Source organism: Streptomyces sp. NPDC020489, assembly GCF_044386545.1.
Lineage (GTDB): Bacteria > Actinomycetota > Actinomycetes > Streptomycetales > Streptomycetaceae > Streptomyces.
Genome location: NZ_JBIRUZ010000001.1, coordinates 447538 through 468788, shown reverse-complemented (window position 1 = coordinate 468788; position 21251 = coordinate 447538). Strand labels below are relative to the sequence as shown.

The following is a 21251-nucleotide window of genomic DNA, read 5'->3' as shown; positions in this document are numbered from 1 at the left end:
CCCGTGACCGAGACCTCTCAGCCCCCGTCCCGCCGTGCGCTGATCGGCTGGGGCGGCGCCGGGCTCGCGCTCGGTGCCGCCGCGGCCGGCGGGGCGGTGGCGATGACCCGCGCCGGCAACGACGTGGACCCGGCCGGCGCCGAGGCCGGTGGCGCCGTCGACTTCCACGGCGCCCACCAGGCCGGCATCTCCACGCCGGTGCAGGACCGGCTGCACTTCGCCGCGTTCGACGTGAAGACCGAGGACCGCGCCGAGTTCGTGCGGATGCTGAAGGACTGGACGGCGGCGGCGCGACGGATGACCTCCGGGCAGGCCGTCGGCGAGGGCGCCTTCGGCGGGCTGGCCGAGGCGCCGCCGGACGACACCGGTGAGGCGCTGGGTCTGAAGCCGTCACGGCTGACGCTCACCATCGGCTTCGGGCCGTCCCTGTTCGAGAAGTTCGAGCTGCGCGACCGCCGGCCCGAGGGCCTGTTCGAGCTGCCCCAGTTCGCCGGGGACGCCCTCGACAAGAACCGCAGCGGCGGCGACCTGTGCATCCAGGCCTGTGCCGACGATCCCCAGATCGCGGTGCACGCCATCCGCAACCTGGCCCGGATCGGGTTCGGCAAGGTAGTCATCCGCTGGTCGCAGCTCGGCTTCGGCAAGACCTCCTCCACGACCCCCGAGGCGCAGACCCCGCGCAACCTCATGGGGTTCAAGGACGGCACCCGCAACATCGCGGGGACCGAGACGGACCGGCTGAAGAAGTTCGTGTGGGTCTCCGAGCAGGACGGGCCCGATTGGATGGTCGGCGGCTCCTATCTCGTCGCCCGCCGGATCCGGATGCACATCGAGACCTGGGACCGCACCTCCCTCCAGGAGCAGGAGGACATCTTCGGCCGCGACAAGGGCGAGGGCGCCCCGGTCGGCAAGGCCAAGGAGCGCGACGAGCCGTTCCTGAAGGCGATGAAGCCCGACGCGCACGTCCGCCTCGCGCACCCCGACGCCAACCACGGGGCGACCATCCTGCGCCGCGGCTACTCCTTCACCGACGGCACGGACGGCCTCGGGCGGCTGGACGCGGGGCTGTTCTTCCTCGCCTACCAGCGTGATGTGCGCAAGGGGTTCGTGCAGATCCAGCGCAACCTGGCCACGGACGCGCTCAACGAGTACATCCAGCACGTGGGTTCGGCGGTGTTCGCCGTTCCGCCGGGCGTCCGTGACCAGGACGACTGGTGGGGCAGCACGCTGTTCGCCAAGGAGGCGTGAGAGACCGTGTTCTCCAACTACCTGATCGGTCTGCGCGAGGGCCTGGAGGCCTCTCTCGTCGTCTGCATCCTCATCGCCTATCTGGTGAGGACGGGCCGCAGGGACGCCCTGAAGCCCATCTGGACGGGCATCGGCGTCGCCGTGGCGCTCGCGCTCGGCTTCGGGTGCGCGCTCGAATTCGGCTCCCAGGAGCTGACGTTCAAGGCGAAGGAGGCGCTCGGCGGCTCCCTGTCGATCCTCGCGGTCGGCCTGGTGACGTGGATGGTCTTCTGGATGCGGCGCACCGCCCGGCACCTGAGGTCCGAACTGCACGGCAAGCTCGACGCGGCCCTTCAGATGGGCACCGGCGCGCTGGTCGCCACCGCGTTCCTCGCCGTCGGCCGGGAGGGCCTGGAGACCTCGCTGTTCGTGTGGACCTCGGTGCGCGCGGCCGGTGACGGCACCCCGCGCCCGGTGATCGGCGCCGCGCTCGGCATCGCCACGGCGGTCCTGCTGGGCTGGCTGTTCTACCGGGGCGCGCTGCGGATCAACCTCGCGAAGTTCTTCACCTGGACCGGCGGCATGCTGGTCGTGGTGGCGGCGGGCGTGCTGGCGTACGGCGTCCACGACCTCCAGGAGGCCGACTGGGTGCCGGGCCTGGCGGACAAGGCCTTCGACATCTCCGGGACCATCCCGCCGGACAGCTGGTACGGCACCCTGCTCAAGGGCGTCCTCAACTTCCAGCCCGACCCGACGGTCCTCCAGGTCACGGTGTGGCTGCTGTACCTGATCCCGACGCTCGCCCTGTTCCTCGCCCCGGTAGGGTTCGCCTCCGGGAAGGGGAAGGTGAAGGCATCCGATGAGCAGGGATCGCAGCCCTCGAAGGCTCCGCAGGCTTGACCGGAGGGTGCTGGCAGCGGCCTCGGTGACCGCTTTGTCACTGACGGCGAGCGGCTGCGTGGTCGTCCACGGGGAGCGCGAGGTGCTCCCCGCGACGACCAGGGCCGAAGCCGCCGAGGCGCTCCGGGAGTTCACGACCGCGTACAACAACGCCGACAAGGCGTACGACAGTTCGCTGGACGCGGACCACGTCACCGGGCCTCTCGCCGACATCGACGCGGCACGGCTGAAGGCCGGCAAGGTCAACAGCCCGCAGGGCAACACGGCGCACACCCCGCTGAAGCTGTCCGACGCGCGGTTCACCATCCCCAAGAAGGCCGGCTGGCCGCGCTGGTTCGTCGCCGACACCGCCGCCAACAAGGGCGGCAGCGCCCGCTGGCTGTTCGTGTTCACGCGCGACCGCCTGGACGAGCCGTTCCAGGTGGCGTACCTGACGCTGGTCGCACCGGACGACGTACCGCGGTTCAGGACGGACAAGGACGGCTGGGCCGAGGCGGTACCCGCGAACTCCACGGAACTGTCCGTCGCACCGCGGCAGTTGAGCCAGGACTACGCCACGTACCTACAGGACGGCAAGGGCAGGGCCTTCGCCGCCGGCTCGCACACCAGCGGGTGGCGCACCCAGCGCCAGAAGGACGCCAAGAAGCCCGGCCGGGTCACGCAGTACATCGACGAACCGCTGACGAACGGCGACTACGCCCCGCTGGCGCTGCGCACCGCGGACGGGGGCGCGCTGGTGTTCTTCACCACCCGGCACTACATGAAGCAGACCGCCTACGCGGGCACCGAACTCCCCGACCAGACCGCGGCCGTGGACGCTCTGACGACCGGCGAGGTCAAGCAGTCGCTGACGATGGAGTTCGTCTCCAACGAGGTCGCCCTCGACCCGGCGAGGGGCGCCGGCGGCGGGCAGGTGACCGTGCTGGGGCGGATCCAGGGACTGACGGCCGCGAAGGGCGAGTAAGGACCGGCCGGCGGTCCTCAGCCGCGCAGGGGCCAGGCGGCGGAGGCGTGGTCGGGCTCCTCGCCGGCGTGGCGGGCGCAGGCGTCGGTGAGGGTCTCCAGCAGGCTCAGCGGGTCGGGCAGCGGATGCTCCGGGCCGCGCACCCAGTGCACCCGGGGGCCGTCACCGGGAAGCCGGGCGGGCGGTACGAGGACATAGGAGCCGCGGCAGTGCCAGCGGAGGCCGGGGTGCTCGTCCATGGTCTCGGGGTGGCAGTCCAGCTCGCAGGGCCACCACTCGTCCTCGTCCTCGGGGGTGCCGCGGGTGAGGGTGAAGAACATCAGCCGGCCGTCGTCGCTCTCGGCGACCGGGCCGACCTCGATCCCGGAGGCGAGCAACCGCTCCAGGGCCTCGCGCCCCGCCTCCAGGGGCAGGTCCAGGACGTCGTGCACCATGCCGGTGGCGGTGATGAAGTTGGCCTGCGGCTGATGCCGGGCCCAGCGCTCGATCTGGCCGCGGTCGGTGGTGGACTGGGTCTGCCAGGCGAAGGAGACGGGGTGCCGGGCGGGGGTGGGACAGCCGACCCGGTCGCAGGAACATCGGTACCCGGGGGCCGGGTGCGCGGCGGGCGCGAGGGGCAGTCCCGCCTCGGCGGCGGCCAGCAGCAGGGCCTCACGGCCGCCCTCGTCGGCGGCCTCCTTCGGGCGGCGTCCGCGCAGCCATTGGGTGAGTTTGCCCTGCAGGCCGGTCCGGCCGCCGAACTCCGCGCTCATCTATCCCCTCGCCTCGCTGTGGTGCCGTCAGCATGCCCTATGGTCCCACCATCCTGCGCCCGGGGGGCCCGGAGCCGACAACCGGGGTAGGTGGGGCAGGCCGTACCGGGAACGCGGATCGGGTGTCATCACCCGCTTTGGCGGGATTTGCGCGTCAGCGACCTACCGTGGTCGTCATGGTCACAAGGATCGCGCTGACGGGCCTGGCTTCGGCGGTTTCCTGGGTCTCGCTGATGGGACCGACGATCCCGCTGGAGTGGGGGCCCGCACCGCTCACCGTCGACTCGCTCCCCCGTGTGACATACGTCGCCCATCGCGGCGGCGCCCGCGAGGTGCCCGAGAACACCATGTCGGGACTGATGGCCGCCCACCGGCGCGGTACGGCGCACGTGCTCGACCTCGACACCCGCATGCTGCGCGACGGCACGCTGGTCGTGATGCACGACCCCCGGCTCGACCGCACGACGTACCTGGGCGGCGAGGTGCACCGGCTGGACGCCCGGGAATGGCGGGGCGTACGGGTGCGCCCGAAGGACTCCCTGCCCGGCAGCTGGCGCTCGGAGCGGCCCCCGACGGTGGCCCGGGTACTGGACGCGTTCGGCGGGCGGGTCGTGCTGATGCTGGAGGCGAAGGACCCGCGCAGTCTCGCCCCGCTGGCCGCGCTGATCCGCTCGCGGGGCCTGACCCGCTCGGTGGTGGTCCACTCCAACGACCCGTCGCTGGCCCGGCGGGCCCACACGAGAGGGCTGGTGACCGGCCTGTGGCGATCGGCCCGGCAGCTGCGCACCGACCGGCCCGAGCGATGGCGGTCCTTCGTGGACGTCCTGGACGTCGACTACCGGGCGCGCGACGCCGACCTGGTCCGGGCGGCCGCCTCCGGCATCCGGCGGGTGTGGGCGCACACGGTGGTGACGCCTGCGCAGCGGGACCGGGTGCTGGCCCTCGGCTGCGACGGGGTGATCACGGACACGCCGGGCCGGCTGGCACGGGTGCCCCGGCGGGTGCTCCGGCACAGCCTTCAGCGCGGGAGCAGGCCGTGGAGCGCGTAGTCGACGAGGGTGTCCGTGTAGGCGTGGTCGATGGGCGCGGTGTGCTGGAGCCAGCGCTGGGCGAGCGGTGAGACGAACAGCTCCAGGGCGATGCGCGGGTCGACGTCCGGGCGGACGTCACCGGCGGCCTGGGCCGCGCGCAGCCGGTCGACGTAGAGCTGGAGCGAGGGTTCGAGGAGCTTGGCGACCAGTTCACGGCCGAGCGGTTCGTTCACGACGCCCTCGGCGGCCAGGGCCCGGGACGGCACCTCGAAACGGGGGTCGCGCAGCTCGTCGACGGTGGCCCGCAGGACGGTCTTCAGGTCGGCGGCCAGGTCTCCGGTGTCGGGGAAGGCGTGCGCCTGCTGGCCGGCCTCCTGTGCGGAGCGCTCCGCGAGGTCCAGGAAGGCCTCCATCAGCACCTCCGCCTTCGACGACCACCAGCGGTAGATCGTCTGCTTGCCCACACCGGCGCGGGTGGCGATGCCCTCGATGGTGGTCTTGGCGTAGCCGACCTCTCCGACGAGGGCGAGGGCGGCGTCGTAGATGGCGCGGCGGGACTTCTCGCTGCGGCGGGTGGTGTCGGGGGCGGACTGCTTGGCCATGGGGCGACGGTAGCAGGGCGGGGAGACGGGGCGTCTCGTCCGAACGGCGGGCACCGACCGGGGCAGCGGGCCCTGGATCACGGGTGTGCGCCGCCGGGTGTGCCCCGCCAGGTGTGCGCGCCCCCTAATCCGCCGGCGGCCACTCGTCGCCCCAGTCCGCGTCGCGGGCCGCCTTGTACAGGGCGCCGTGCTTCTTCGTCATCGTCCGGCGGGTCAGCCGCTGCTCCGGCTCGCAGAGGTCCAGGAGGACCTGGCCCTTGCGGATCTGGGGGCGCCGGACCACGCGGGAGGCGGCCGGTGCCACGGGGAGGCGCGTGGCGGCGACGTAGCTGAACTTCTCGTCCTCGTACGCCAGCGAGCCGCCCTTGACCTGGCGGTGGAGGGAGGAGCGGCTGACCCGGGCCGAGAAGTGGCACCAGTCCTCGCCCGGCACGATCGGGCACGCGGCGCTGTGCGGGCAGGGCGCGGCAACCTGGAAGCCGGCGCCGATCAGCCGGTCGCGGGCCTCGATCACCCGGGCGTACCCGGCCGGGGTGCCCGCCTCGACGATCACCACCGCCTGTCCGGCGGACGCGGCGGCGTCCACGAGGGCGGTGCGGTCGGCGGGGGTGAGTTCGTTGAGGACGTACGAGACGGTGACGAGGTCCGTGGCGTCCAGGGTCAGCGCCGAGCCGATCCGCGATCGCCGCCAGCTCGCCTCCCGCAGGCCGGGGTTGGCCGCCGCGATCTCCCGGCCGAGGGCCAGCGCGGGCTCGGCCCAGTCCAGGACGGTGACCGGCCGGGTGCCGGACCAGGTCGCGCTCACCGCCCAGGTCGCCGCGCCGGTGCCGCCGCCGACGTCGACATGGCCGGCGGGGGTCCAGTCGGGCACCGCCGCCGCGAACGCCTCCAGCGCCGACCGCACCGCCTCGAAGGTCGCCGGCATCCGGTACGCGGCGTACGCGGCGACGTCCGCGCGGTCGCGGAGGATGGGGGCGTCGGTCGGGGTCGCCCCGCGGTAGGCGGCGATCAGCCGGTCGACCGCCTGGGCGGCCTGCTTCGGAGGGAGGCCGTCGAGGAGGTCGGCGAGGGTGCGGCGGAGGGTCTCGGCGGGGGGTGCGGGGTCGTTCACCCGGTGATTCTATGGGCGCCGGTGCGGGGGTGGGCCTCGGCGTTTCCCCGCCCCCACCGCACCGGCCCACCGCACACCGACGCCGACACCGGAGCCGGTGCCGACGCCGAGAAGCGCGGTCTCGTCGCCCGAAGGGTCCTCACGCCCCCGCCACCGCTCACGCCCCCCGCACCGCCCGCGCCAGCCGCGTCGCCGCGCGTGCCCGCGGTCCGCTGTCCGCCCCGCGCCGCCGCGGATGCACGGCGTTCGACAGCAGCACCAGGAACGTGTCCGTCGCCCGGTCCAGCACCAGGGACGTGCCCGTGAAGCCGGTGTGGCCGGCGGCTCCCCGTCCCGCCAGTTCGCCCATGAACCAGGGCTGGTCCAGCGCGAAGCCCAGGCCGGGCGGGGTCAGCAGGAGGTCGACGAAGTCGGGGCCGAGGATGCGGGCGGGCCCGTACGCGCCGCCCGCCAGCAGGGCCCGGCAGAAGACGGCGAGGTCCCGGCCGGTGGAGAAGAGGCCGGCGTGGCCCGCGACCCCGCCCAGCGCCCAGGCGTTCTCGTCGTGGACGACGCCCCGCAGCATCCCGCGGTCCGCCTTGGCCCAGGGGCGCCGCTGGTACTCGGTCGCCGCCGCTCCGGGGCACGGTCCGAAGGAGGTCGCCGTCATGCCCAGGGGGCGGGTGATGCCGTCGTGGACGAGGACGTCCAGGCCCCGGCCGGTGAGGCGTTCCAGGACGTGCTGGAGCAGGAGCAGGTTGATATCGGAGTACGTGTAGGTGCCCGGTACGCCGACGGGGGCCTCCGCCCGCAGCATCTCCAGCCGTTCCTCGTCCCCCGCGCAGTCGTACAGCGGGAGTTCCGGCCGCAGCCCGGAGGTGTGCGTCAGCAGCTCCCGTACCGTCACCCCGTGCTCGGCCGCGGCCCGGAAGTCCGGCAGGTAGGCGCCCACCCGGGCGTCGATGCCGAGCGTGCCCCGCTCGATCTGCTGCATCGCGGCGACCGCGGTGAACAGCTTGGTCAGGGAGGCGAGGTCGAAGGGGGTGGCCACGGTCATGGGGACGCGGCTCCCGCGCGCCAGCTCCACCCCCGCGTCGGCCTCGGGGTCGTAGGAGGCGTAGCGGACCGCCCAGCCCGCCGCCTCCTCGACGGCGATCACCGGGCCGCGCCCGGCGACCACGACGGTGCCCGCGGCCCAGGGGCGTTCGCCGACGGTGAGGTCGCGGACCTCCCGGACGAGGAGGTCCAGCTCCCCGGGGTCGAGTCCGGCCCGTTCCGGTGTGTCGCTGCGCAGTCTCGGCGCGCTCAGCTCCCTGCCCCCTCCGCGATCGCACGTCTGTTCCAAGGACGGCACAGTCCCATGAAACAGGCCAGCGCGACCAGTGCCGACACGACCTGGACCACGGCCATCGGCACGGCGGTGTCCTCCCCCGCGATACCGACCAGCGGGGAGGCGACGGCCCCGATGAGGAAGGAGGACGTGCCCAGCAGGGCGGAGGCGGACCCCGCGGAGTGCTTGGTGCGCAGCAGGGCGAGGGACTGGGCGTTGGGCAGGGTGAGGCCCATCGCCGACATCAGGACGAACAGGGCCGCGGCCACCGGGACCAGACCGGCCTCGCCGAAGACGCCGAGCGCCATCAGCAGCAGCGCGGTCGCCGCGGTGATCACGATCGCCAGCCCGAGGCCGAGCACCTTCTCCAGGCTGACCCGCCCGACCAGGAGCTTGCCGTTGATCTGGCCGACGACGACCAGGCCGATCGAGTTCACGGCGAACAGCAGGCTGAAGGTCTGCGGGGAGGCACCGTAGATCTCCTGGACCACGAAGGGCGAGGCCGAGATGTACGCGAACAGCGCGGCGAAGGCGAAGCCGCCCGCGAGCATGAAACCGGTGAACGGCAGGTCGCGAAGGAGCGCGCCCATCGAGCGCAGGGCCACCCCGACCCCGCCGCCGTGGCGCAGCTCCACCGGCAGCGTCTCGGGCAGCCGGGCCCACACCAGCACGGCCAGCAGCACACCGATGACCGTCAGCACCACGAACACGCCCCGCCAGTCGGTCACCCGCAGGATCTGGCCGCCGATGACCGGCGCGACGATCGGGGCGACCCCGCCGATCAGCATCAGCGTGGAGAAGAAACGGGCCATGGCCACACCGTCGTAGAGGTCGCGTACGACGGCCCGGGCGATCACTATGGCGGCCGCGCCCGCGAGTCCCTGGGTGAGCCGGAAGGCGACCAGGGTCTCGACGGTGGGCGCCAGCGCGCACAGGACGGTGGCGACGACGTAGACCGCGAGGCCCGCCAGCAGCGGACGGCGGCGGCCCCAGCGGTCGCTCATCGGGCCGACCACGAGCTGGCCGAGGGCCATGCCGAGGAGACAGGCGGTGAGGGTGAGCTGAACCGTCGCGGCGGGCGCGTGCAGGGAGTTCGTGACCTGCGGGAGCGCGGGCAGGTACATGTCCATCGCCAGCGGGGGCGTGGCGGTCAGCCCGCCGAGGACGAAGGTCACGAGCAGACCCGTGCGGCGCGGGGCACGAGTCGGCGGCTGCGCCGCAGCCGCCTGTTCCCGTTGTGGTGTCGACGCCCCGCTGTCGGGCATGTGCCCCTCCCTCTCCTCCGGATCCGCCACCTATGCTCTCAGCTCGTACGAAGTGCCGGGTGACGGGCGAGTGAGGGCGGGCGCGGGGATGACGGAACAGAAGGTGCGCTGGGGGATCCTGGCGACCGGCGGGATAGCGGCGGCGTTCACGGCGGATCTGGTGGATCTGCCGGACGCGGAGGTCGTGGCGGTGGCGTCACGGACCGAGGCGTCGGCGAAGGCGTTCGCGGAGCGGTTCGGGATCGAGCGGGCGTACGGCGACTGGGGCGCGCTGGCCGAGGACGCGGACATCGATGTCGTGTACGTCGCCACCCCGCACGCGGCGCACCGGGCGACCGCCGGGCTGTGCCTGGAGGCCGGGCGGAACGTGCTGTGCGAGAAGGCGTTCACGCTGAACGCGCGCGAGGCGGAGGAACTGGTCGCGCTGGCACGGGAGCGCGGGAGCTTCCTGATGGAAGCCATGTGGATGTACTGCAACCCCCTGATCCGCCGGCTCAAGGCGCTGGTGGACGACGGCGCGATCGGCGAGGTGCGCCACGTCCAGGCCGACTTCGGGCTCGCGGGCCCCTTCCCGCCCAGCCACCGGCTGCGCGACCCGGCCCAGGGCGGCGGAGCGCTCCTCGACCTCGGTGTGTACCCGGTGTCGTTCACCCAGTTGCTGCTCGGGGAGCCCTCGGACGTCGCCGCCCGCGCGACCCTCTCCGAGGAGGGCGTCGACCTCCAGACCGGCGCCCTGCTGTCCTGGGACGGCGGCGCGCTCGCCTCGGTGCACTGCTCGATCATCGGCGGTACGGCGACCTCCGCGTCGGTCACCGGCTCGCTGGGCCGTATCGACGTCCCGTCCGGCTTCTTCTTCCCGGAGCGGTTCGTGCTGCACCGGGACGGCCGTGAGCCGGAGGAGTTCACGGCCGAGGCCAGCCCGCGCAACAGCCTCAAGCACGAGGCGGTCGAGGTGATGCGGGCGCTGCGGGCCGGCGAGACCGAGTCACCGCTGGTGCCGCTGGACGGCACGCTCGCGGTGATGCGGACCATGGACGCGATCCGGGACCGGGTCGGCGTCCGCTACCCGGGAGAGCTCGCCCGGGAGGCCGTCACGCCGGCTTGAGCCCCGGGTCCCCCACCTCCGTGACGAAGGAGGCGGCCGTGGTGATCGGCGCCCCGGGGGTGGTGACGTAGGGCAGCATCTTGAAGTCGGCGCGCGCCTGGGACCGGTCGAGGGTGACCGTGGTGTAGCCGCGCCGGCCGTCGTAGAACTTCAGGTGCGGGTTGGCGGACGTGTACGTGGGCCAGTTCGGCGGCTTCTCGGCCCCGTCCCTGCCGCTGGCGACCGAGGTGGTGACGATCTCGGTGCCGAGGGTGCGGGAGGCGGGGTCGTCGAAGTCGTCCTTGATGTCGAAGGCGTACCCGACGTGCACGTCGCCGGTGAGGACCATCAGGTTCTCGACCCCGGCCGCCTTGGCGCCGTCCAGGATGCGGCGACGGGAGGCCGGGTAACCGTCCCAGGCGTCCATGGAGAGTTCGGCGACGGGGTTGAGGTCCAGCCGGCGCTGGGAGAAGCAGACCTGCTGGGCGACGACGTTCCACACCGCCTGCGACGCGTTCCAGCCGCCGAGCAGCCAGTTCTCCTGTGCCGTGCCGGTCATGGTCCGTGCCGGGTCCTCGGACTCGGGGCCCGGGACGTGCCGGGCCCCGCCGTAGGCCTGGTCGGAGCGGTACTGGCGGGTGTCGAGGACGTCGAACTGGGCCAGCGGGCCCCACTGGAGCCGTCGGTAGAGCTGCATGTCGGGCCCGATGGGCAGCTGGGGCGCGCGCAGCGGCTGGTTCTCCCAGTAGGCGCGGTAGGCGGCGGCGCGGCGCAGCAGGAACTGCTCGGGCGGGACGTCGTTCTCGGGGACGGAGCCGGCGTAGTTGTTCTCGGTCTCGTGGTCGTCGAAGGTGACCACGAAGGGGTGCCTGGCGTGGGCGGCCCGCAGGTCGGGGTCGGTCTTGTAGAGGGCGTAGCGCAGCCGGTAGTCCTCCAGCGTCATGGCCTCCTTGTTGAACCCGGGCGGCAGCACCTGGTCGGTGTACTTGCGGGCGCCGCCGGCCCCGTTCACGGCGTACTCGTAGAGGTAGTCGCCGAGGTGGAGGACGAGGTCGACGTCGTCCTGGGCGAGGTGGCGGTGGGCCGTGAAGTAGCCGTCGTGGTAGGCCTGGCAGGAGACGGCGGCCAGGGTCAGGGAGGAGACCGGGGTGCCGGCGGCGGGCGCGGTGCGGGTACGGCCGGTCTCGCTGAGCCAACCGCCCGCCCGGAAGCGGTAGTACAGGACGCGGCCGGGGGTCAGGCCCTCGGCCTCGACGTGCACGGTGTGGTGGAACTCCGGGTGCGCGACGGCCGTGCCCCTGGCGATGACCAGCGCGAACGTCTCGTCCAGGGCCACCTCCCAGTCGACGTCGACGCGTTCGGCGGGCAGTCCGCCGTCGGGCTGGTAGGGGGCGGGCGCGAGCCGGGTCCACAGGACGACCGAGCCGGGCTGCGGATCCCCCGAGGCGACGCCGAGCGTGAAGGGGAAGTCGGTGATGCGGGCCGCGTCGAGTTCGGCGGCGGCCGCCGTACCGGTCGCGGGCAGGTCGACGGCGAAGGCGAGTGCGGCGGCTGCGGCGGTCAGGCTCAGGAAGCGCCGACGGCCGATGTGGCGGGCGGCGGCGCGCAGTTCACGGCGGTCCGTGTGCGACCGGCCGGGTGTGATGGTCATTCTTTTTCCTCCCGTCACAGTTGAGGGAGGAGAGCGGCGCGAAGCTGCGCCGACACACGCGCACCGGGGCGACAGCACCCGGATGGCGGACAGGCACTTCCGTATCGCGGAGGTTCATTTACGCTGCGCGCTCATGGACATCCAAAGGACGAGGATCGCCGTGGTGACCGGAGCGGGCTCCGGGATCGGCCGCGCCGTCGCCGTGGAACTGCTGCGCACGGGCTGGTCGGTGGCGCTGGCCGGGCGACGAACCGAGACACTCCAGGAGACGGCGGCCCTGGTGCCCGAGAGCGCCTGTCTCGCCGTACGGACGGACGTCTCACAGCCCGACGACGTGGCCGCGCTCTTCACCGCGGCCGTGGAGCGCTTCGGCCGGGTCGACCTGCTGTTCAACAACGCGGGGACGTTCGGGCCCGGCGGGGTGCCCGTGGAGGAGCTGCCGTACGACGCGTGGCGGCACGTGGTGGACACCAACCTCAACGGGGCGTTCCTGTGCGCGCAGGCGGCGTACCGGCAGATGAAGGAGCAGGACCCGCAGGGCGGCCGGATCATCAACAACGGGTCCATCTCGGCCCATACGCCCCGCCCGCACTCGGTCGCCTACACCGCGACCAAGCACGCCCTGACCGGGCTCACCAAGTCACTGTCGCTGGACGGGCGGCCGTACGGGATCGCGGTGGGGCAGATCGACATCGGGAACGCGGCGACCGACATGACCGCGCGCATGCAGACCGGCGCACTCCAGGCCAACGGCGAGGTCGCGCCCGAGCCGGTGATGGACGTCGCCGACGTGGCGCGCACGGTACGGCACATGGCGGAGCTGCCGCTGGCGGCGAACGTACAGTTCGCGACGGTGCTGGCGACGGCGATGCCGTACGTGGGACGTGGGTGAGGGTGGTGTTGCGGTTGCGGTGGAGGGCGCGATCTGCACAACCGGAATCTGTTAATCCGGTCCATTCGGGCCGGTGACGGGCTTATGCTCTACATCTCCTTCATCAGAGCTTCACATCTGGAGCAGTGAGCTCCCGTAGACCGAACCCGAGGGGGGAGGCGGCAGCCGTCCCGCCACACCGGATGGGGGTGGGCCTCGCGAGCGACCGCGAGGGACACACCGGTGGGCGGCACGGCTGCCGCACCGTCGCAGGCGGCGCGCACATTCTCAGCTCGCGCACATCGCCTCTCAGCTCCCGCACATCCCTTCCTCACGGCCACTCAACATTTCGTCCCTACCTTGAGGCCGCGCCCACAGCGGGCGCCACGAACCTCGAGGAACGGGATGTTTGGCATCTATCTCAAGCGCGAGCTGGGCCGGCGCAAGAAGGCCGCCCTGGTCGTCGCACTGGGTCTGGCGCTCGGAATCGCGCTGGTCATCACCGTCACCTCGGTGTCGGCCGGCATGACACAGGCGCAGGACAAGGTCCTGAAGTCGCTGTACGGCCTCGGCACCGACATGACCGTCACCAAGGCGCGCTCCGCACCCACCGGCGACAGCTCGGGCAGACCGAACTTCGAGTTCGACGCCCGGTCCGACGACAGCGACGAGGAACAGAGCTCGGACCGTGTGATGACCCAGGGCGGCCAGGCCCTCAAGGCCGCGCTGGTGACGAAGGTCGCCCAGCAGGACGGCGTGGCGAACGCGGTCGGCGCGATCACCCTGAACGTCACCAAGGTCAACGGCTCCTTCACCCAGGGCAAGGCCCAGTCCACGACCGGCCAGTCCCAGGGCCAGGGCGGTCCCGGTGGCGGCAGCGGCGGCAACAGCACGGCGGCCCCGCAGGTGCAGGGCGGCGGTGCCTCCTTCGACGTCAACTCCTACTCGGTCGCCGGCGTCGACGTCACCGACCAGACCCTCGGCCCGCTGGCCGGCATGGAGATCACCTCGGGGAAGACCTTCACCGCCGCGCAGACCAACGCCAAGGTCGCGGTGCTCAGCACGTCGTACGCCAAGGAGAACTCCTACAAGGTCGGCAAGACCCTCAAGATCTCCGGCACCACGTACACCGTCATCGGTATCGCGACGGCCTCCAGCAGCGAGTCCACCACCGACGTCTACCTGCCGCTGAAGCAGGCCCAGACGCTGGCCGACGCCAAGAACCAGGTCACCACGATCTACGTCAAGGCGACCGACTCGCAGCGGATCGACGCCGTCAAGTCGACGATCCAGAAGAACATCTCCGGGACGACGGTGACGACCTCGGCGGACCTCGCGGAGACCGTCTCCGGCTCCCTGTCCACCGCCTCGGACCTCGCCACCAGCGTCGGCACATGGCTGTCCGTCGCGGTGCTCGCCGCCGCGTTCCTGGTGGCCGCGCTGTTGACCTCCTCGGCGGTGTCGCGCCGGGTGCGTGAGTTCGGCACGCTGAAGGCGCTCGGCTGGCCGAGCCGCCGGGTGACCCGGCAGGTCGTCGGCGAGTCCCTCGTCAACGGCCTGCTCGGCGGCGCCCTCGGCATCGGCCTGGGCCTCGCGGCCGCGTACACGGTGACCGCGATCAGCCCGACGCTGACCGCGCAGGTCGGCAGCACCGGCGGTGGCGGCGGGGGCGGCATGGGCGGGCCCGGTGGCGGGGGCCCGGGACAGCAGTCGGCCCAGAACACCATGGAGATCGCGCTCTCCGCGCCCGTCTCCCTCACCACCATCGCCCTCGCGGTGGGCCTGGCGGTCACCGGCGGTCTGATCGCCGGCGCGATGGGCGGCTGGCGCGCGTCGCGGATGCGCCCGGCGGACGCGCTGCGCAGCGTGTCGTAGCCCTCGTCCTTCTCCGACCTCCTCACGTCCTCACGTCCTCACGGAGCACCCATGTACAGACTGACCGGCGTCACCAAGCGCTACCTGCGCGGCAAGGAGACCGTGGAGGCCCTGCGCGGCGTCGACCTCACCATCGAGGACGGCGACCAACTCGTCATCCAGGGCCCCACCGGTGGCGGCAAGTCCACCCTGTTGCAGATGATCGGCGGCCTCGACCGGCCGACCGAGGGCAGCGTCGAGCTGGACGGCGTGGACCTCGCGAGGATCAGCGAGGCCAAGCTGACCCGGCTGCGGGCCGAGAAGATCGGCATCATCTTCCAGTCCTTCAACCTCATCCCGACGCTCACCGCGCAGGAGAACGTCGAGACGGCGCTGGTCCCGCTGGGAGTGAAGCCGGCCGAACGGCGGGCCCGCGCCGCGGAGGCCCTGCGGTCCGTGGGGCTCGGCGAGCGACTCTCGCACGCGCCCGCGGAGTTGTCCGGCGGGCAGCAGCAACGCGTCGCCATCGCACGGGCGTTGGTGAAGAAGCCGAAGGTGCTGCTGGCCGACGAGCCCACCGGCAACCTCGACGAGTCGATGCGGGACGAGATCATGGGGCTGCTCGAAGGGCTGTGGCACGAGTACGAGTTGACCTTCATCATGGTCACGCACGACTCGTCGATCGCTCGGCGGGCGCCGCGGCTGGCGACCATCGAGGCGGGGCGGATCAGCCTGACCGAGCAGCCGCGGCAAGCGTCGTACGCGCAGCACTAGGAGCGGCGCCGCTCACCGTTCGAGGAGGCGGTCGATCTCGGTCAACTGGTCGGCGCTGAGCGGCCCTTTCTCCATCGCCCCCGCGTTCTGCTCCGCCTGCTCGACGGAACGGAACCCGGGAATCGGCACCGTGCGCGGGCTGCGCGCCCAGATCCAGGCCAGGGCGCCCTGGGCGAGGGTGCGGCCGTTGCTGGTGAGAAGGGAGCGCAGGGCGTCGACGCGGGCCAGCCAGTCGGCGTCGGCTCCTTCGGTGGTGAAGCCCCGCATCCAGGCCGGGGGCGTGCTGCGGATGTCGCCGGAGTCCTGGGGTCCCTGGCGCTTGCCGGCCAGCAGGCCCATCGCCAGCGGACTGCGGTTGATGCTCGCGAGGTCCGACTCCTCGCACAGGGCGAGCATCTCGGGGGCGTCCTGAAGGACGTTCAACGCGTGCTGGACGGCCACACAGTGCTTCCCCTCGGCGAACACCGCGGCGCGGGCCGGGTCGTCGGTGCTCCAGGCGTAGGCGCGGATGAGACCCTCGCGCACCAACTCCTCGCAGGCGTCGCGCAGTCGGGCGCCGTGCTCGGGGTGGGCGTCGGAGAGATGGAACTGGTACAGGTCGACGTAGTCGGTGTCGAGGCGGGCGAGGGAGGCCGTGAGAGCCTCGCGGAGGTACTCCGTCGAGGCGTCCTGCCCGTTGAGCGTGCGGGTGCGCTCGTCGAAGAGGTTGCCCCATTTGGTGGCGACGACCACCTCCGCACGGCGCTTGCCGAGGGCGCGGCCCAGCACCCGCTCGCTGTGCCCGGTGCCGTAGACGTCGGCGGTGTCGAAGAAGGTCACGCCGAGGTCGAGGGCGCGCCGGATCGCCCGTACGGACTCGTCGTCGTCGACCTTGCCCCAGCCGAGGGGCTGCCCGTCGAGGGTGGACCACTCACCGCCGATGGCCCAGCAGCCGAAGCCGAGCGGGCTGACGTCGATGCCGCTGCGGCCCAGAGTCCGGTGTGTGTGCGCGTTCGTGTCCATGGGAGGGACGCTAGGAGTTGAAGCGCGCTTCAGGGCAAGGGTCTGCGGGAGGTCTTTTCGCCAGGCAGGTCTCGTGGCTACGCCGGCCTTGTGGCTAGGCCTGTCCGGTCTCGAAGCGAGTGATCTTCTCGCCGTCCACCTCGAAGTGCCACTTGGTACGCATCTCGCCCCAGGTGTCGTTGCTGTAGCGGGCGATGAGGTCGCGGCCGCCGCGGGACTCGTTGTCGACCTCCAGGTGACCGTGGGAGGAGAAGATCTCCCGGTCGACCCAGTCGTCGAGGTCACGGTCGGAGCCGTCGTCCGACATGGTCGCGCCAGGGGCGAGGAGGGCCATGAAGCCGTCGCGGTCGTGCGCGTTGACGGCGGTGACGAAGGCGCGGACCGCGGGGTCGCTGAGCTTGCCGGTCTGAATCGTCATGCCAGCCAGACTCACACCGCCCTCCCGGGCCCGCCACCCGAACGGCGGCGCGGGTGGCTCCCTCAGCTGTCAGGAGTGCGACGGTGGAGACGCGAGGGGGGTGTTCCTGTCCAACTCTCCCGGGAGTCATCGTGACCTCACACGCTTCGTCGTACGACCGCCGTGATCTGGGCCTGCTGTTGCTCCGGCTGGGGACCGGGGGCGTGCTGGCCGCGCACGGCGCGCAGAAGCTGCTCGGCTGGTTCGGCGGCCACGGCATCGAGGGGACCGGCCAGTTCATGGAGTCCGTCGGCTACTCCCCCGGCAAGGCGAGCGCCACCGCGGCGGGTCTCGCGGAGGCGGGTGGCGGCACCCTGCTGGCACTGGGCCTGGCGACCCCGGCCGCGGGCGCGGCGGCCGCCGGCGGCATGGCGGGCGCGGCGGCCGTGCACGCCCCCAACGGCTTCTTCAACCAGTCCGGCGGCTTGGAGTACGCCGCGACGCTGGGGCTGGCCGCGACGGGGCTGGCGATCACGGGCCCCGGCCGCCTCTCCCTCGACCACGCCCTCGGGCACGTTCTGGACCGGGGCTGGATGGTGCCCACCGCTCTGGCGGCCACGGCCGCGGTGACGGCGGTGGTCGTGGGCGCGCGCAACCGCCGGCTCCAGGAGAGGGAGAGGGGGGAGCAGGAGGCGCTGTTCGAGGAGTAGGGGCGGGGCGCCTACGCGGATCGTGAACCCGCTCTCCTACGATGCCCCCGTGACCGTCCCCGAGCAGCACCCCGCGCACCCGCCCCTACGGGGGTGGCGGGCGCTGCTCGTGCTGGCCCTGCTGGCGGGACTGATGGGCATGCACGCCCTGGCGCCGGGTGCGGCCGTGGCGAACGGCCACGCGCATCCCGCTCCCTTGGTCGCCGTCTCCGTGCCGGCCGCCCACGGCGACTGCGACGGCGCGGGCCACTGCGGCACGGGCCATGTCTCACACGCCGACACGACCTGTGCGGCGGCTGCGGTGAGCGGCGGGCCGGTGCTGCCCGCTCTGGTACCCGACCCGGTCGCCGACGTCGTACGAGACGACTCGCGGTGCGCGTACGTCGGCTCGGCCCCCGACAGCGCCCGCGCACCCCCGTCCCTGGCGGAACTCCAACTCCTGCGGATCTAGACACCGCTCGGCGCACCGGGCGGTGCGCAGAGGCATGTCCAGATCCCTTTGACCAACAGGAGTTCAAGCATGAGCACCATCCGTACGCGCCGCGCCGCCCTGACGGCGGTGACGGTCACCGCCGCACTCGTCCTCACGGGGTGCGGCGGCAAGGACAGCGACAGCGGGCACGGGAGCAGGAGTGGGGGCGGGCGTGGGCACAACTCCCCCTCGCCGAGCGCCGCTTCCCACAACGCCCAGGACGTCTCCTTCGCCCAGGGCATGATCCCGCACCACCGCCAGGCACTGGAGATGGCGGAACTGGCCGCCGACCGGGCCTCCTCCCCCGAGGTCAGGAGCCTGGCGGCGCGGATCGAGAAGGCCCAGGACCCGGAGATCGAGACGATGACGGGTTGGCTGAGGTCCTGGGGCGAGACCGTCCCGAACGCGGCGCACGGCTCGCACTCCGGCATGCCCGGCATGATGGACGGCGCCGCCATGACCGAGCTGGAGAAGGCGTCCGGCAAGGCCTTCGACACGCGGTTCCTGACGCTGATGGTCGAACACCACGAGGGCGCGGTCGAGATGGCCGAGACGCAGAAGGCGAAGGGCGCGTACAAGCCCGCCACCGCCATGGCCGACGACATCGTCACCGCGCAGTCCGCCGAGATCGAGGAGATGGACAAGCTCCTCGATCCCGCCGAGGACTGAGCGGACCGTGCCAAGCTGCGTCCATGAGTGACCCGGACCCCGACATCTGGTCGGGCATCGACGACTTGTGGACGTGGCTCGACTCCCACCGCCCGCTCGACGGACGCCAGGACCTCCTCCTACGGATGCTGAAACTGTCGGAGGAGGTCGGCGAGGTGGCCGAGGCGGTGATCGGCGCGATGAACCACAACCCGCGCAAGGGCGCCTCCCACACCTGGGACGACGTCCAGAGCGAACTGTGCGACGTCGTGATCACGGCCCTGGTCGCCCTGCGCACGCTGACACCGGACACGCGGGGGGTGTTCGAACGGCACCTGACCCGAGTCAGAGAGCGCTCACTGGGTCCTCTGTAGGCTGGTGACGATGGTGGGGTGAGATGAGACCCCCTCGGCCGATTCAAACTCAAACCGCTTTAACGTTTCCACAGGTCAGCAGCTTGCTCAGTGATCACTCAATCGCGGCGATGCACGCCGATCCACGCAACTCCCACCGTGTGTGGATGCGGTTGCTCCGAGTGCTCATCGGAACATTGCCTGGAGGAACCGTCTTGCTCTCGCGCCACGTCACGCGCCTCTTCTCCGCCCTGACCGCTACGGCAGCCCTCGCCCTCATCACGCCGACAGCCGCGCACGCCACGGCAATTGGATCCACCCCCGTACGTACCTTCGAGTACAGCGTGGGCGGAATGGCGATGAAGGTGCCGACGGGGTGCATGTTCACCCACATCATCCGCGGCAGCGGAAAGAAGATCACCTATCAGAACGCGGGCGTCGACTGCGCCTTCGTCGCCGCCCTCAGCACCGGCTTCTGCAACTGGCGTATCGACTTCACCTACGCCGACACCAACAACCGCACCTACCGCACGTCACGCGGCAAGACACACAGCGAGTGCAAGATCGATCCGATGCACAACAACTCTCCGCAGAGGCTCCCTCGTTACGGCAGAGCGTGCGCTCATCTCCACGTCAACGGGGTGCGCCGCGTCAGCCAGTGCCACCACATCACGAAGTGAGCCTTCATGATCGAGCAGCAACAGGGGAAGATCACGGACCAGGCGTGGGAAACCCGACGGCGCCGAGCCGGCATCGCCGCCTTTCTCGTGGGCCTGGTGATCACCCTCGCGTTCTTCGCGTTCTTCCCCGGACTGCCTCATGTCATCGATTGGGGAGCGATTCTCGCAGCCATCGCCGTGGGGGCCCTTGCCCGATGGTCTTGCCAGTCCCGGATGACGAAGGCGGCACCGAAGAATCCGGAAGGCCCGTGATCACGTCGGTCTGGTCCGGCGTTCGGAGGACTGAACAAGCCCGTACCCGAGAAGCGGCAGACGAGTTGGGCTGCAGGCCGTAGAGGATCGCCACAGCACTATGCCCAGCACAAACATGCCGGTCGGCCACGCCTGCGGCTACGTTAACGCGCACAGCCCTCGCCCCCATTCGTCAGCCTTCACCATGGGGCGGCGGTGCATGGTGGCGCGAAACTGTCCTTCATCCCGGTCTCGGCTAGGCCGTGATTGCCCGTCATGAGCGGGCTCCACTACGCTGCGCCTCAGAACGAACACCACTCTGCGACCGGGCTCCGCTCGGCGTGGAACCTCCTATGGCCGTCCCCCAAGGATTTGGGGTCGGCCATAGCTGTTTGTGCATCCAGGGGGAAGGTCTTGCACCTGTGCTATCTCGATGAGTCCGGGACCGGGCAGGTCCTCAACCCCGCCGTGGCCGACTCCGTTCCGGTCATGGTGATCGGCGGATTCACTGTGCCGGAGAGCCAGATCAAGGGCCTCGCCTGGGACTTCATCGCACTCAAGAAGCAGTTCCGGCCGGAACTGCGCAAGCTGCCCGCCTTGAGCCAGGTCGTACACCATGAGATCAAGGGCGAGACGATACGCAAGTCCTTCCGCCGGCCGGGGCGCAACCAACGGCGTATGGCGCACGGCCTGCTCGACCATCTCCTGACGATCCTGGAACGGCGCGACTGCAGGGTCATGGCTCGTATCTGGGTGAAGCAGGACGGTGTCGTCAACGACGACGCGGCCATGTACGCGGCTTCGGTGACCGCTCTGTGCGCGAACTTCGAGCACTATCTCGCTGAGCGCTCCAGCAGCGGCATCGCCGTGCTGGACAGTCGCAACCCCAGCGACAACGTCGGCAACGTGCACTGCGTGACGACCAGAAAGTTCGCCAAGGGCGGCGACCCGCTGCCCCACCTGCCCGAGTCTCCGGTCTTCGGCCACAGCGACACACACTTGGGCCTTCAGATCGCTGATCTCCTGGTGAGCGCCGTACTGGCCCCGTCTGCAGCCGTGACATACGCCGGTGACCTGACCGGCAATGTCCACTGTCACCCCGGGTTCGTCGAGGTGCGGGACCGGCACTGTCCCCGTCTCGGAAAACTCCAACACCGCTATCAGGCCCCAACGGGCAAGTGGACAGGCGGGATCGTCGTCTCAGATGCCCGCGGGCATCAGTCGGCGGGCAAGCTGTTCGCTCCAGCGGTCACCGCCGTGACTGCGCCAATGGTGGGCATCCCCGGGCAGGGTTCCCCTCTCGACCTGGCTACCGCTGCCACGTCCCCCGGACCGTCCTCCCCTGCGACGTGACTTCCGGGCC

The 21251-nt window shown here is 71.5% G+C and carries 23 protein-coding genes; 15 read left to right on the top strand and 8 right to left on the bottom strand.

The window, feature by feature from the left end:
- Positions 1 to 3 precede the first annotated feature (3 nt).
- Genes efeB through ACH41F_RS02095 form a run of 3 tightly spaced genes read left to right on the top strand, consistent with a single transcriptional unit; the run spans position 4 to position 3091 of the window.
- Positions 4 to 1248, top strand: coding sequence for an iron uptake transporter deferrochelatase/peroxidase subunit (efeB, locus tag ACH41F_RS02105; protein ID WP_398832245.1), 1245 nt, complete (start codon positions 4 to 6; stop codon positions 1246 to 1248).
- A gap of 6 nt (positions 1249 to 1254) precedes the next feature.
- Complete coding sequence (gene efeU, locus ACH41F_RS02100) at positions 1255 to 2127, top strand: iron uptake transporter permease EfeU (RefSeq protein WP_391229636.1); 873 nt, start codon at positions 1255 to 1257, stop codon at positions 2125 to 2127.
- On the top strand, positions 2087 to 3091 hold the full coding sequence (locus tag ACH41F_RS02095; RefSeq protein WP_398832242.1) for a hypothetical protein: 1005 nt from the start codon (positions 2087 to 2089) through the stop codon (positions 3089 to 3091). Before efeU ends, ACH41F_RS02095 begins: the two co-directional genes overlap by 41 nt.
- A gap of 17 nt (positions 3092 to 3108) precedes the next feature.
- Here ACH41F_RS02095 and ACH41F_RS02090 read toward each other — a convergent pair whose 3' ends face one another.
- A complete protein-coding gene (locus ACH41F_RS02090) occupies positions 3109 to 3843 on the bottom strand; it encodes a bifunctional DNA primase/polymerase (protein WP_391229631.1) in 735 nt (244 codons plus the stop codon).
- 176 nt (positions 3844 to 4019) lie between these two features.
- Between ACH41F_RS02090 and ACH41F_RS02085 the strand changes: the two genes are divergently transcribed.
- Complete coding sequence (locus ACH41F_RS02085) at positions 4020 to 4892, top strand: glycerophosphodiester phosphodiesterase family protein (RefSeq protein ID WP_391229628.1); 873 nt, start codon at positions 4020 to 4022, stop codon at positions 4890 to 4892.
- Here ACH41F_RS02085 and ACH41F_RS02080 read toward each other — a convergent pair.
- The 4 genes from ACH41F_RS02080 to ACH41F_RS02065 form a co-directional block, all read right to left on the bottom strand.
- Entirely contained in the window at positions 4862 to 5476 is a 615-nt protein-coding gene (locus ACH41F_RS02080; protein ID WP_391229626.1) for a TetR/AcrR family transcriptional regulator C-terminal ligand-binding domain-containing protein, read from the bottom strand. The genes ACH41F_RS02085 and ACH41F_RS02080 overlap by 31 nt on opposite strands.
- Before the next feature lie 124 nt (positions 5477 to 5600).
- A complete protein-coding gene (locus ACH41F_RS02075; protein ID WP_398832237.1) occupies positions 5601 to 6587 on the bottom strand; it encodes a small ribosomal subunit Rsm22 family protein in 987 nt (328 codons plus the stop codon).
- Between the two features lie 157 nt (positions 6588 to 6744).
- The gene (locus ACH41F_RS02070) at positions 6745 to 7920 is read right to left on the bottom strand and encodes a serine hydrolase domain-containing protein (protein WP_398832234.1); all 1176 of its coding nucleotides are present in this window, start codon (positions 7918 to 7920) and stop codon (positions 6745 to 6747) included.
- A complete protein-coding gene (locus ACH41F_RS02065) occupies positions 7872 to 9161 on the bottom strand; it encodes a Bcr/CflA family efflux MFS transporter (RefSeq protein ID WP_391229619.1) in 1290 nt (429 codons plus the stop codon). The genes ACH41F_RS02070 and ACH41F_RS02065 overlap by 49 nt, the downstream gene beginning before the upstream one ends.
- 88 nt (positions 9162 to 9249) lie before the next feature.
- On the opposite strand from ACH41F_RS02065, the gene ACH41F_RS02060 reads away from it, so the two are divergent.
- On the top strand, positions 9250 to 10266 hold the full coding sequence (locus tag ACH41F_RS02060; RefSeq protein ID WP_398832232.1) for a Gfo/Idh/MocA family protein: 1017 nt from the start codon (positions 9250 to 9252) through the stop codon (positions 10264 to 10266).
- On the opposite strand, the gene ACH41F_RS02055 is transcribed toward ACH41F_RS02060, so the two are convergent.
- On the bottom strand, positions 10253 to 11896 hold the full coding sequence (locus ACH41F_RS02055) for an alkaline phosphatase D family protein (RefSeq protein ID WP_391229614.1): 1644 nt from the start codon (positions 11894 to 11896) through the stop codon (positions 10253 to 10255). The genes ACH41F_RS02060 and ACH41F_RS02055 overlap by 14 nt on opposite strands.
- A gap of 133 nt (positions 11897 to 12029) precedes the next feature.
- Between ACH41F_RS02055 and ACH41F_RS02050 the strand changes: the two genes are divergently transcribed.
- The 3 genes from ACH41F_RS02050 (at position 12030) to ACH41F_RS02040 (ending at position 15395) form a co-directional block, all read left to right on the top strand.
- The gene (locus tag ACH41F_RS02050; protein ID WP_391229612.1) at positions 12030 to 12788 is read left to right on the top strand and encodes an SDR family NAD(P)-dependent oxidoreductase; all 759 of its coding nucleotides are present in this window, start codon (positions 12030 to 12032) and stop codon (positions 12786 to 12788) included.
- 384 nt (positions 12789 to 13172) lie between these two features.
- Complete coding sequence (locus ACH41F_RS02045) at positions 13173 to 14642, top strand: ABC transporter permease (protein ID WP_391229610.1); 1470 nt, start codon at positions 13173 to 13175, stop codon at positions 14640 to 14642.
- A gap of 51 nt (positions 14643 to 14693) precedes the next feature.
- Positions 14694 to 15395, top strand: a complete 702-nt coding sequence (locus ACH41F_RS02040) for an ABC transporter ATP-binding protein (protein WP_398832228.1) — start codon at positions 14694 to 14696, stop codon at positions 15393 to 15395.
- A 12-nt stretch (positions 15396 to 15407) separates the two neighbouring features.
- Here ACH41F_RS02040 and ACH41F_RS02035 read toward each other — a convergent pair whose 3' ends face one another.
- Positions 15408 to 16397 carry an aldo/keto reductase gene (locus ACH41F_RS02035; RefSeq protein WP_398832225.1) on the bottom strand — a complete coding sequence of 330 codons (990 nt, stop codon included), beginning with the start codon at positions 16395 to 16397 and terminating at the stop codon, positions 15408 to 15410.
- A 94-nt stretch (positions 16398 to 16491) separates the two neighbouring features.
- Positions 16492 to 16815 (bottom strand): nuclear transport factor 2 family protein, encoded by a 324-nt coding sequence (locus ACH41F_RS02030; protein WP_391229603.1) that lies wholly within the window; start codon positions 16813 to 16815, stop codon positions 16492 to 16494.
- A 131-nt stretch (positions 16816 to 16946) separates the two neighbouring features.
- On the opposite strand from ACH41F_RS02030, the gene ACH41F_RS02025 reads away from it, so the two are divergent.
- The 7 genes from ACH41F_RS02025 (at position 16947) to ACH41F_RS01995 (ending at position 21241) form a co-directional block, all read left to right on the top strand.
- Positions 16947 to 17504 (top strand): DoxX family membrane protein, encoded by a 558-nt coding sequence (locus ACH41F_RS02025; protein ID WP_391229601.1) that lies wholly within the window; start codon positions 16947 to 16949, stop codon positions 17502 to 17504.
- A 49-nt stretch (positions 17505 to 17553) separates the two neighbouring features.
- Positions 17554 to 17955, top strand: a complete 402-nt coding sequence (locus tag ACH41F_RS02020) for a DUF6153 family protein (protein WP_391229599.1) — start codon at positions 17554 to 17556, stop codon at positions 17953 to 17955.
- 69 nt (positions 17956 to 18024) lie between these two features.
- The gene (locus ACH41F_RS02015) at positions 18025 to 18645 is read left to right on the top strand and encodes a DUF305 domain-containing protein (RefSeq protein WP_398832222.1); all 621 of its coding nucleotides are present in this window, start codon (positions 18025 to 18027) and stop codon (positions 18643 to 18645) included.
- 23 nt (positions 18646 to 18668) lie between these two features.
- Positions 18669 to 18998, top strand: a complete 330-nt coding sequence (locus tag ACH41F_RS02010; protein ID WP_398832220.1) for a MazG-like family protein — start codon at positions 18669 to 18671, stop codon at positions 18996 to 18998.
- Positions 18999 to 19192: 194 nt separating this feature from the next.
- Entirely contained in the window at positions 19193 to 19657 is a 465-nt protein-coding gene (locus ACH41F_RS02005; protein WP_398832218.1) for a hypothetical protein, read from the top strand.
- A gap of 6 nt (positions 19658 to 19663) precedes the next feature.
- Entirely contained in the window at positions 19664 to 19909 is a 246-nt protein-coding gene (locus ACH41F_RS02000; protein WP_398832215.1) for a hypothetical protein, read from the top strand.
- 351 nt (positions 19910 to 20260) lie between these two features.
- On the top strand, positions 20261 to 21241 hold the full coding sequence (locus tag ACH41F_RS01995) for a DUF3800 domain-containing protein (RefSeq protein WP_391230576.1): 981 nt from the start codon (positions 20261 to 20263) through the stop codon (positions 21239 to 21241).
- The last annotated feature ends 10 nt before the right edge of the window (positions 21242 to 21251 follow it).

Coding starts and splice junctions, on each gene's coding strand:
- ACH41F_RS02095 (WP_398832242.1), top strand. CDS start 2,087: ATGAGCAGGGATCGCAGCCCTCGAAGGCTCCGCAGGCTTGACCGGAGG.
- ACH41F_RS02090 (WP_391229631.1), bottom strand. CDS start 3,843: ATGAGCGCGGAGTTCGGCGGCCGGACCGGCCTGCAGGGCAAACTCACC.
- ACH41F_RS02085 (WP_391229628.1), top strand. CDS start 4,020: ATGGTCACAAGGATCGCGCTGACGGGCCTGGCTTCGGCGGTTTCCTGG.
- ACH41F_RS02080 (WP_391229626.1), bottom strand. CDS start 5,476: ATGGCCAAGCAGTCCGCCCCCGACACCACCCGCCGCAGCGAGAAGTCC.
- ACH41F_RS02065 (WP_391229619.1), bottom strand. CDS start 9,161: ATGCCCGACAGCGGGGCGTCGACACCACAACGGGAACAGGCGGCTGCG.
- ACH41F_RS02060 (WP_398832232.1), top strand. CDS start 9,250: ATGACGGAACAGAAGGTGCGCTGGGGGATCCTGGCGACCGGCGGGATA.
- ACH41F_RS02055 (WP_391229614.1), bottom strand. CDS start 11,896: ATGACCATCACACCCGGCCGGTCGCACACGGACCGCCGTGAACTGCGC.
- ACH41F_RS02050 (WP_391229612.1), top strand. CDS start 12,030: ATGGACATCCAAAGGACGAGGATCGCCGTGGTGACCGGAGCGGGCTCC.
- ACH41F_RS02045 (WP_391229610.1), top strand. CDS start 13,173: ATGTTTGGCATCTATCTCAAGCGCGAGCTGGGCCGGCGCAAGAAGGCC.
- ACH41F_RS02040 (WP_398832228.1), top strand. CDS start 14,694: ATGTACAGACTGACCGGCGTCACCAAGCGCTACCTGCGCGGCAAGGAG.
- ACH41F_RS02035 (WP_398832225.1), bottom strand. CDS start 16,397: ATGGACACGAACGCGCACACACACCGGACTCTGGGCCGCAGCGGCATC.
- ACH41F_RS02030 (WP_391229603.1), bottom strand. CDS start 16,815: ATGACGATTCAGACCGGCAAGCTCAGCGACCCCGCGGTCCGCGCCTTC.
- ACH41F_RS02015 (WP_398832222.1), top strand. CDS start 18,025: ATGAGCACCATCCGTACGCGCCGCGCCGCCCTGACGGCGGTGACGGTC.
- ACH41F_RS02010 (WP_398832220.1), top strand. CDS start 18,669: ATGAGTGACCCGGACCCCGACATCTGGTCGGGCATCGACGACTTGTGG.
- ACH41F_RS02000 (WP_398832215.1), top strand. CDS start 19,664: ATGATCGAGCAGCAACAGGGGAAGATCACGGACCAGGCGTGGGAAACC.